General features: G+C 39.4%; 11 protein-coding genes. 6 read left to right on the forward strand and 5 right to left on the reverse strand.

The genetic code is table 11. The annotated features are described in order from the left end of the window. Positions 1 to 18 precede the first annotated feature (18 nt). Both QZU77_RS09755 and QZU77_RS09760 read right to left on the reverse strand, forming a co-directional pair. Positions 19 to 267 (reverse strand): transcriptional regulator, encoded by a 249-nt coding sequence (locus tag QZU77_RS09755; RefSeq protein WP_295603592.1) that lies wholly within the window; start codon positions 265 to 267, stop codon positions 19 to 21. 10 nt (positions 268 to 277) lie between these two features. After that, positions 278 to 1,291, reverse strand: coding sequence for a M48 family metallopeptidase (locus QZU77_RS09760; RefSeq protein WP_295603594.1), 1,014 nt, complete (start codon positions 1,289 to 1,291; stop codon positions 278 to 280). A gap of 64 nt (positions 1,292 to 1,355) precedes the next feature. Here QZU77_RS09760 and QZU77_RS09765 point away from each other — a divergent pair, with 64 nt between their 5' ends. The 4 genes from QZU77_RS09765 (at position 1,356) to QZU77_RS09780 (ending at position 3,567) form a co-directional block, all read left to right on the forward strand. Next, positions 1,356 to 1,967: a lipoprotein gene (locus QZU77_RS09765; RefSeq protein ID WP_295603596.1), complete on the forward strand. Its 612-nt coding sequence runs from the start codon at positions 1,356 to 1,358 to the stop codon at positions 1,965 to 1,967. 45 nt (positions 1,968 to 2,012) lie between these two features. Then, positions 2,013 to 2,417, forward strand: coding sequence for an MATE family efflux transporter (locus QZU77_RS09770; protein ID WP_295603598.1), 405 nt, complete (start codon positions 2,013 to 2,015; stop codon positions 2,415 to 2,417). 17 nt (positions 2,418 to 2,434) lie between these two features. Beyond that, entirely contained in the window at positions 2,435 to 2,776 is a 342-nt protein-coding gene (locus QZU77_RS09775) for an MATE family efflux transporter (protein ID WP_295603600.1), read from the forward strand. 140 nt (positions 2,777 to 2,916) lie between these two features. After that, positions 2,917 to 3,567: a stage II sporulation protein M gene (locus QZU77_RS09780; RefSeq protein ID WP_295603602.1), complete on the forward strand. Its 651-nt coding sequence runs from the start codon at positions 2,917 to 2,919 to the stop codon at positions 3,565 to 3,567. Between the two features lie 40 nt (positions 3,568 to 3,607). On the opposite strand, the gene QZU77_RS09785 is transcribed toward QZU77_RS09780, so the two are convergent. Further along, positions 3,608 to 3,835, reverse strand: coding sequence for a hypothetical protein (locus tag QZU77_RS09785; RefSeq protein WP_295603604.1), 228 nt, complete (start codon positions 3,833 to 3,835; stop codon positions 3,608 to 3,610). Positions 3,836 to 4,050: 215 nt separating this feature from the next. Between QZU77_RS09785 and budA the strand changes: the two genes are divergently transcribed. Next, positions 4,051 to 4,854, forward strand: coding sequence for an acetolactate decarboxylase (gene budA / locus QZU77_RS09790; RefSeq protein WP_295603606.1), 804 nt, complete (start codon positions 4,051 to 4,053; stop codon positions 4,852 to 4,854). Between the two features lie 206 nt (positions 4,855 to 5,060). Then, positions 5,061 to 7,088, forward strand: coding sequence for a hypothetical protein (locus QZU77_RS09795; RefSeq protein WP_295603608.1), 2,028 nt, complete (start codon positions 5,061 to 5,063; stop codon positions 7,086 to 7,088). An 87-nt stretch (positions 7,089 to 7,175) separates the two neighbouring features. Here the strand turns inward: QZU77_RS09795 and QZU77_RS09800 are convergent, their stop codons facing one another. After that, positions 7,176 to 8,177 carry a tRNA-dihydrouridine synthase gene (locus QZU77_RS09800; protein WP_295603610.1) on the reverse strand — a complete coding sequence of 334 codons (1,002 nt, stop codon included), beginning with the start codon at positions 8,175 to 8,177 and terminating at the stop codon, positions 7,176 to 7,178. A 137-nt stretch (positions 8,178 to 8,314) separates the two neighbouring features. Then, on the reverse strand, positions 8,315 to 9,177 hold an 863-nt coding region (locus QZU77_RS09805), incomplete at its 5' end, for a biotin/lipoyl-containing protein (protein WP_295603612.1).

Consider the following 9,177-nt stretch of genomic DNA (forward strand, 5'->3'; position numbering starts at 1 on the left):
AAAATAGTGAAAAAGTGATTATTCAATATCATCAAGAATATCCAATCCATCCTTGGACAATCGGTAAAGACGTCCTTTTCTTGATTCCGGATTGAGACATTCCACGAGTTCCTTTTCCTTGAGTTCCCTTAAAACATTGGAAACATGATTACGCAACACTCCACTGTCATTGGCTATCTGTGTTGGAATCTTAATGTCATCGCCAATGGCCTTCAAGACATTGCGCCTGTAAGAAGATTTATTAACATACCTAGTCTTATCATCCATAATATCACATTTAAAGCTTGTTTCCGCAATTGGTGCAGAACTTATCGCCAGCACCTATAGAAGCGCCGCAATTAGAGCATTTAAGCTCCATATCAAATTTTTCACCGCAATTGGTGCAGAACACATCATCAGGGCCCGCCTGCGCACCGCACCTTTGACAGTACTTTACGTTGGAATCAACAAGATGAGCATTCTTAAATTCGTCTTTCGGTGTTGGAACCTCACCAATTACCGGCTTAGCATAGAAATCGGTTTGACCGTTTATTTCAACTATCAACTCATTCATTGCGGCAATCCTTTTGGAATCGGCAGGGTGGGTCGAGAAGAAATCATGCTCATTGGAGTTGTGGCCTGACATTGCCTGCCAGAAATGAGGAATCTCGGATATGTCATAGCCTGCCCAGTGAATGATCATCATTCCCAAGCGGTCAGCTTCCAGTTCCTGGTCCCTTCCCCACGGGTTCATCAGGAAGAATTGTGAACCGATTGATGCGACGTTGGTTGCCGCACGGGTCATTGAGCCAAGCGCCCCCAATCCGACAAGGTCCATTGCTATGCTTCCAATCCAAGCTGCAGAGGATATTGCATTTTGAGCGTTTTGTGCGCTGATTCGTGTTCTTGAATGGTCAAGCAATGCATGAGCCATTTCATGGCCCAGGATGAATGCTATTTTCTCCTCAGTATTGGCCAGTGCCAATATGCCTGAAAACATCACTATCTTACCGCCGGGCATGCAGAATGCATTCACGGTATTGTCCGCCACAAGGTGAACATCCCAATCGTAATAGTCCTCAACGTAATCCAGACGCCCTATTTTTGCCAGGTATTCGTTCACGGCATTTATAAGCCTTACTGCAACGTTCATTACTATTTGGCCGTTTTGAGTGTTGTCGAGCAATTGTGCCTGATTGATCATCCCGTAGTATTCATTGTAGGAGTCCCTCAGGAACTTGTCGTCATCCACCATGTCGAAATGCTTTTTTCCGGTGAATGGGTTTATTGCACTTCTATCATTTTTTGCCATGATTAAGTTTATTATTATTTTGTGTATAAAAAGTTTTTTAATTACATTTTACAAATATCAAAATATGAAAAAAATAATCGTCATACTGTCCATCACCATAATCCTTGCGGGATGCTCGTATGCTGGAAGCGACAAGGTTGAAATCAATGGAGTGGATTTTGAAATACCCTCAAAGTATTCCGGCGGCAAAACAGCTGGTGAGGAGTACCGGATGGACAATGTATTTTCAATAAGATGCATTGACGATGATGCTGCCGGAAGCATTGGATTATGGGCTGTTGAGAAGGATTCAAGCGAAGATTTGAATTTGAAAAACCATCCAGTCAGGCATTACTGCCAGTACAACAGCCATGTTGGGGACAACCATTCCCATGCATATTTTGCAAGCGGAGAGTCAATCTATGAAATCGCATGGACTGGCGAGGAGATTACAAGAGACATTGAAAAGATGATTGAAAACACACCTGAAAGCAAGATAGATGAAGATGCATTTTACAATGCATTGGATGCATCGGTGAAGATATACAAGGAAAACAAAATCAGCAAGTTGAACCATGAAGCGGAGTACAACTACCTTGAAGCGAAACACTCCCCACAGCAAAGCCAAAACAACCATGACGATGCACGCTTCAAACAGATTCTCTTCACATATTACCTGAATAGAGGCAATCAATGAACATATTCAAAACCCCCCGACAATTACCTATACTCAAACAGGGCATTGCTCTACCTGTTCATACCCATTCTCGTTGAGCTTGCACTGGAATTTTTTGTAGGCCTGGCAGATTCAATAATGGTCGCCTCACTTGGAGAATCGGCAATATCCGGCGCGTCTCTAGTTGACTTTCTAGTTCAACTATTGATTTTCTCATTTTCCGCATTGGGAACCGGCGGAGCAGTGGTTGCAGGACAATACCTTGGAAACAAGCAACTGAAAGAGGCTCAAAACGCATCAACGCAACTGGTATGGTTTTCGGCAATCGCCTCAACAATACTTATGATTGCAGTCATCCTCCTAAGACACACATTAATAAATGTTGTTTTTGGCCAGATTGAAGCCGACGTTTGGCACAATGCTGAATTATACCTGTACATCGTTGCATTGTCATATCACACACCATCATAAATGCAGTGATTTTCGCCTTGCTCCCACATGTCCTTGCTATTTACAACCTATCCCCTGAAACTGCCGCCCTTGCAAGTCAAATGGTCATCTGGCAGGGAATTTTCGCCATCATAATCTGGCCACTGGCATTCACATTGCCTGCAACATTCAGAGGAGCAGGGGATTCGAAAACCGTAATGTACATCAGTGCAATAGTGATGTTTGCATGCAGGATAGGTTTGGCCTATATAATTGCCGATTGCATGGGAATCGGAGTGTTTGGAACTTGGATAGCCACATTCATCGACTGGTATGTGAGATCAGGATTGTTTGTTTACAGGTACTTCTCCAACAAATGGATGGAGTATCGGGTGATTTGACCTCAATTGACTTTAAGGCATGACGTCAAAGAATTGAGCAATTTCTTCTTGAAATCCGCCCCATTGAAAAAAAAATAACCGAAACATTACACATATTCATTACAAACAATTATTTATCTAAAAATAATATACCATTAACCATGAACTTTATAACAACATTTAAAGACCTATTATTTGAATCTTTAAAGGAACATAAGAAGCTGATTATTATCCTGTATGCATTGCTCATAATTACTTTCATCATTGCATGGATATATGTTTCAGGCAACACCGGTGAAATAATGCAAAACATACAAAACGCTCAAACAACCACCCCAACAACCACGGATACACTTGGCACCAATCCTCTGGATTTGTTCATAAATAATGCAGGCGGAGGAATCATAACCTATCTCGCTTCAATATTCTTTGGAATCTTTGCAGTTGCCGCCATATTGTATAATGGTTTCAACCTAGGCGCATTGGGGCCCGTATTGGGCACATACCTGGCTCACGGAGGACTTCAATACATCATTTACCTGATTCCGCATGGAATATTTGAACTGACCGGAACTGTCATCCAGTCAACCGCCGGAATCGTATTGTTCCAGTTCATCTGGAGATTCCTTAAAAACATTATCCGAGGAGACAATGAAACAAGGTTATCAGTCAAGGAATCATATGAAAAGAACAAGAAAGTATTGATTCAAAGCCTAGCACTCATAGTCTTTGCAACAATCCTGATGCTGATTGCAGCTCCAATCGAAGCATATTTCTCACTGCCTTTTTCCGAATGGATACTTGGCGCATAAATTTTGGACCAATCACCCAAAATCTCTTGCTTTTTAGATTTTAAAAAAAAGTATTGTAGTGCTGTGCACTACAATCAATATTGTTCTCTTCACTTGCCTTGAGATTATCCGTAACACTTTCATTGCAGTCATATAACTCATTTTGACTCGTATCCTCAAAAGCAATCACCGTATCATTGACATCACTTGCACTCACAGATGCAATTGAGAATAGAAAAATAGCAATCATCAAAAAGATTATTGTTTTTCTGCATTCCATTTTCTTCATGAACTCCTATAAATTGTATGTTAAAAATATTTTAGTTAATTTAAACAAACTCTGAAAATACTTTCATTTTTGTTTGAAACTTATACAACTAAAATTCTATAAATAAATATATTTATACATAACCACAAGATATGAAATGAATATAATTTCAAACATCAAAAACTTATAATAAAATTCCAACATATATCTAATTAACCAAACGGGAGGAATATTTAATGAATAAGAAAATAGTATTCGCATTAATTATAGTGGGTTTGCTTGCTGTTTCAGCAGTCAGCGCTCAGAATTCATTATTCTTTAACAGCAATAATGATGATTCAATGTACCAGGTCTCTTTGATGCAGGCTTTCATGCATGGAGAATATGACGGAGTAATTACAGTGGGAGATTTAAAGACACACGGCAACACCGGCCTTGGAACATTCGAGGGAGTGAACGGTGAGATGATAATTCTAGACGGAGTCGTTTATCAGGCAGCCGCTGACGGAAGCATTAACGTCATGCCGGATAACGAGACAGTGCCATTCGCCACAATCACCAACTTTGATGAAGATGGAAAAATAGACAATATAAGTGCCAAGGACTTTGACGATTTAACAAGTCAATTAAACAAGGAAATCGGCAAAAACAGCACAAACAACATGTATGTAATAAAACTCAAGGGTGATTTTTCAAACATTACAGTCAGAAGTGTTGAAAAACAGGAAAAGCCATATAAGGAATTCACAGAAGTTGCTGCAGTTGACCAAAAAGTATTCGACCACGCTGACCAGACCGGAACAGTTGTAGCGGTATACTTCCCTGAATACATGAATGAATTAAACATGCATGGCTGGCATCTTCATTTCCTGTCTGACGACAAGACAACAGGGGGGCATGTTTTAAACTTCACCGATTTCAAGGGATCAGGACAAGTTGATGAAATCCGTGAATTCAACATGATACTTCCAAGTGATGAGTCATTTGCAAAAATGAATTTCACAGAAGACATGACCAATAAAATAAGCAGTGTGGAATAACTCTCTAATTGAGTTATTCTTCTTTTTTTATCATTTTTGCCAACTGATATTTTTATAACTATCTGTTTACCCCAAACAATCATTACATTATTGGAATTTTAACCCCCTTATGGAAAAATTAACCTGCTTTTAAAAAAGAATATGTTTATTAATTTTATTCAACTAAAATAATATCGATAAGAACATTTCTACATAAGGAGGGAAACATGAATAAACTATATAAAAAAATATTGCTGATTTTAGTAATCCTATCAGTAATGACAACAATAACTTCAGTTAGTGCAATAAACGATATTAATGACACAATAAGCAGTCAAAACACATCACAAGCCTATATTTCACCAGAAGGCAATGATGATTCAGGAGACGGAAGCGAGAAAAATCCCTACAATAGCATAAGACATGCTATAGATTATACATCGAACGATTCCAAAATATACCTGAATGAAGGCAAATACATCGGCGAAAACAACAGAGACATTCAGCTGAACAAGTCCGTGACACTAATCGGCAAATCAAAGGAAAGCACAATCATCGATTGCGAGTCACTTGGAAGACTATTCACAATGGATGCAAACAGCAAACTAACATTGATTGATCTTACTTTAAAAAACGGCAATTTAAACGCCAACGGAGGATTAATCTACAATAATGGGGGAGAAATCACAATCAAAAATTGCCTCATACTCAATTGCCAAGGCTATAAAGACGGAGGAGCAATATACAACAATCCAGGAATCCTGAACATTGAAAACACTCACTTCACAAACAACAGCGCATACCAGTATGGAGGAGTCATATATACAAATGGACAGACCACCATCAAGAATTCAGAGTTCACTCAAAACTTCCTGACAGCAAGAGAAGGAGTTGGAGGCTGCATTGCATCAGGCGGAAAGTTAAGCCTTGAGGGATGCATATTCTCAAAAAACCATGTGGCTTACTCAGCAGCCGCCCTTTTGAACCTTGGAAATGCAACAATAAACAACTGCAGATTCGAATACCTGACAACAAACTACACTGCAGGAGCCATAAGCAACCACAATTATGCAGTCATAAACAACAGTTATTTCGGATACAACGATGTCCAATACTATGCTGCTGCGATTCTTGCACCACCAAGTGGCCAGCATGTCATAACCAAAGTCTACAATAGCATTTTTGAAGAAAACCATGCAGGATTCCATGGTGCAGTGAGCAATAACTATAAAGACACCGAGCTTTTCATGGAAAACTGTGCAATCGTCAATAATTACCTTGTTAAAGGAAGCGCCTATGGAGACATCGCTTTGGACGACAATGCAACCATACAATATTGCTGGTGGGGGCAGAATACCATAAGCACTTATTACTACTCTCCTCATAACGGTGAGAAAAATCCTCAAAAGATCAACGCCTCCAGATGGCTGGTCATGACATTTTCATCAAATGACGGCATCGCCTATGAAAACAAGGACAATATTCTAACCGTTGACCTGAACTATTACTTTGACAATGAGACAAAGGAAATCCATAAATTAAACGGAAATGTTAATCTGCCATTAGAGGTTACTGTTTCAACCAATTCACAAACCATTACAAAAAAACTGGTGAACGGTGTTGCAACATTCAATATCAAACCAACAGCCAATGATAATGTAGTTTATGCAAGAATCCACAATCAAGTATTGGAAATGAGCGTGAGTTCAAACTACTCAAAACTGATCGTGAATGACTTAACAAAATACTATAAAAACGGGGACAAATTGTCCGTAAAACTGGTTGACTGCTATAACAATGGCATTGTGAGTGAAAAGGTATCCATTGAAATCGCCGGCAAAACCTACACTGCATATACCAACAATAAGGGAATAGCAAGTTTCAACATTAAGGACACCCCTAAAACTTACACCATAAAAGTCAGTTACAAGGGAAACTCTTATTATACCGGAACTAGCAAATCCATAAAGGTAAAAGTGGTCAAGCCTATCATTAAAGCCTCAAAAACCAGAATACATAAAAAGGGAAAATTTGTAGTCACTTTCAAGGATGCAAATAAAAAAGCGATAAAGAACGTTAAAGTCAAGTTCAAAATCAAGGGCAAAACCTACATCAAAACAACAAACAAAAAGGGACAGGCAAAACTAACCATCAATCTGAAGGCGAATAAGAAATATACCGTTAAGGTTGGTTTCAAGTCAACCAAAAAGTATGGAACCACAACATTAACCAAAAAGATAAAAGTAGTTAAATAATCAATTATCCTCGGATAATTGATTTATTAATTTTTTGAAATGTAACTATGATACACCTATTTTTTCAAAGTCTTAATCAGCTGCAGACTAATATTTAAAGCATGTGCTTGTCTTTTTGGAGTAACAGTTATTGCAGCTTTGACAGATTGACTCTCCCTCACCATTCGCTTTCCATTCAGCCAGGAAATCAGCCTGTGCCACAAACGGCTTGGACATTGACATGAACTCGACATTAGAATGGTTCAGCACATCATTCATTGATTTCATGTCCCTGAGTGAACCGCCTAAAATCACCGGAATGTCCACTTGGTCAATCAGCTTGTCAACATAGACTAAAAACGGATTCTTTTCATTGCCGTCATAAAGGTATGATATTGTACGTGCGGTCAATTGTATGCTGTCAGCTCCTGCCTTTTCAAGTTCACGAGCCACTTTAAGGCTTTCCTCTGCAGTCATACCATCCTTCCTGACATCCCATGGGTTGATGCGTATGCTTACGTGAAAATCAGGCATTGTCTTTTTAATGAGTTTAATGATTTCTGAAGCGATTCTGACACGGTTTTCAGTGTTTCCACCATAATCATCCTTTCTTTGGTTGAAGTATGGGTTGATGAACCTTGCAAGGTAGAAATTGTTCCCCATATCTATTTGCATTCCGTCAAAACCGGCGAACGAGAATTTCTTGGCGGCCATTATGACTTCTGCCTGGAGTTTCCTTATCCCTTCAATCTTCAAATCGTTGGCTTCGGCCTTCTGGTTGTCGCCGTCATCATAGTAGAAGAATGCCAATTGCCCTAAAACAGGCACATCATGATTGTGGCAGATGTCAGTTATCATCTTATACTCCTTTACAAAGCCAAGATAATTCAGGTTTGCACAATATGGAGCAAACCTGTCCTTATGGTCAAGGACAAACATTTCAGATATTATAAGGCCTGTACCTGATCCTGCAATCTTTTCATACTTGTCATATATTGCTGGTGAGAGGAATCCTCCATCCTCGGTTTCTGTCTCCCAAGTACCTGTCCTTACAATCCTGCTTTTAAGTTTCAAATCACCCAATTGAACTTCATCGAAAATGTCTTTCATAATAATCACGTATAACTAACTCTTTATTAATAATATAGTTTAAGGAAAGTATTTAAATCTATTAGTAATGTCAAAATAACCTACTATTAAAAAAATAGATTGGAATTAATTCTAAAAAAAAGTAAATGATTGGTAATCTATTTGATTACCATTAAAGTGTCCCCAATGCTTACCGCATCACCAGGCTCTACGAAAATTTCCTCGACAGTACCGTCAACTTCTGACTGGATGTCGTTTTCCATTTTCATAGCCTCGATTACGGCAATTGTGGATCCCTGTGTGACCTTATCCCCAACATTGACGTTGAGCTTGATTACCATACCCTGCATTGGTGAAGGAACTGCGCCTTCAACAGGCTTAAAGTTTCCAGACTCGGTTTCCTCGATTTCCATGAAACCGGTAGGCATGATTTTGACTTCAAACACGTCACCGTCAACTTCAACATTGTATTGTGTTGGTATTCCGATTCCTTCATCCTCGCTGATGGTGTGAGCAGGTTTCAGCTCTTCCTCTTCAGCTTCGCCTTTAAGGAATTTCGGAGCGATTGGTGGATATAATGCATAGGTCAATGCATCCTCATCGGATTTGACGAATCCTTTCTCTTCTCCTTCTGACTTGAACTTGTCGAATTCAGGTTCAAGCAAGTCCGCCGGCCTGCAGGTTATTACTTCCTCATCGCCAATTATTCTTTTTGAGATTTCCTCATTGACAGGAGCCGGTGGCTTACCGTACATTCCTTTCATGTATTCCTTGACTTCGTTTGATACGGTTTTGTACCTTTCCCCACCAAGCACGTTCATTACTGATTGGATACCTACGATTTGGCTTGTTGGAGTTACGAGTGGTGGATAACCCATGTCTTTTCTGACTCTTGGCATTTCATCCAATACGTCATCGTACCTGTCAAGTGCGTTTTGCTCTTTTAATTGTGAAATAAGATTGGAAAGCATTCCTCCAGGGATTTGGTATAATAATACATCTGCATCCACACTTTCGGATA

The organism is uncultured Methanobrevibacter sp., assembly GCF_902774605.1.
In the GTDB taxonomy this organism is placed as follows: Archaea; Methanobacteriota; Methanobacteria; order Methanobacteriales; family Methanobacteriaceae; genus Methanocatella.

What these genes read in the sequence shown, in the direction of transcription:
- QZU77_RS09755 (WP_295603592.1), bottom strand. Translation starts at nt 267, where the DNA reads ATGGATGATAAGACTAGGTATGTTAATAAATCTTCTTACAGGCGCAAT.
- QZU77_RS09760 (WP_295603594.1), bottom strand. Translation starts at nt 1,291, where the DNA reads ATGGCAAAAAATGATAGAAGTGCAATAAACCCATTCACCGGAAAAAAG.
- QZU77_RS09765 (WP_295603596.1), top strand. Translation starts at nt 1,356, where the DNA reads ATGAAAAAAATAATCGTCATACTGTCCATCACCATAATCCTTGCGGGA.
- QZU77_RS09780 (WP_295603602.1), top strand. Translation starts at nt 2,917, where the DNA reads ATGAACTTTATAACAACATTTAAAGACCTATTATTTGAATCTTTAAAG.
- QZU77_RS09785 (WP_295603604.1), bottom strand. Translation starts at nt 3,835, where the DNA reads ATGAAGAAAATGGAATGCAGAAAAACAATAATCTTTTTGATGATTGCT.
- budA (WP_295603606.1), top strand. Translation starts at nt 4,051, where the DNA reads ATGAATAAGAAAATAGTATTCGCATTAATTATAGTGGGTTTGCTTGCT.
- QZU77_RS09795 (WP_295603608.1), top strand. Translation starts at nt 5,061, where the DNA reads ATGAATAAACTATATAAAAAAATATTGCTGATTTTAGTAATCCTATCA.
- QZU77_RS09800 (WP_295603610.1), bottom strand. Translation starts at nt 8,177, where the DNA reads ATGAAAGACATTTTCGATGAAGTTCAATTGGGTGATTTGAAACTTAAA.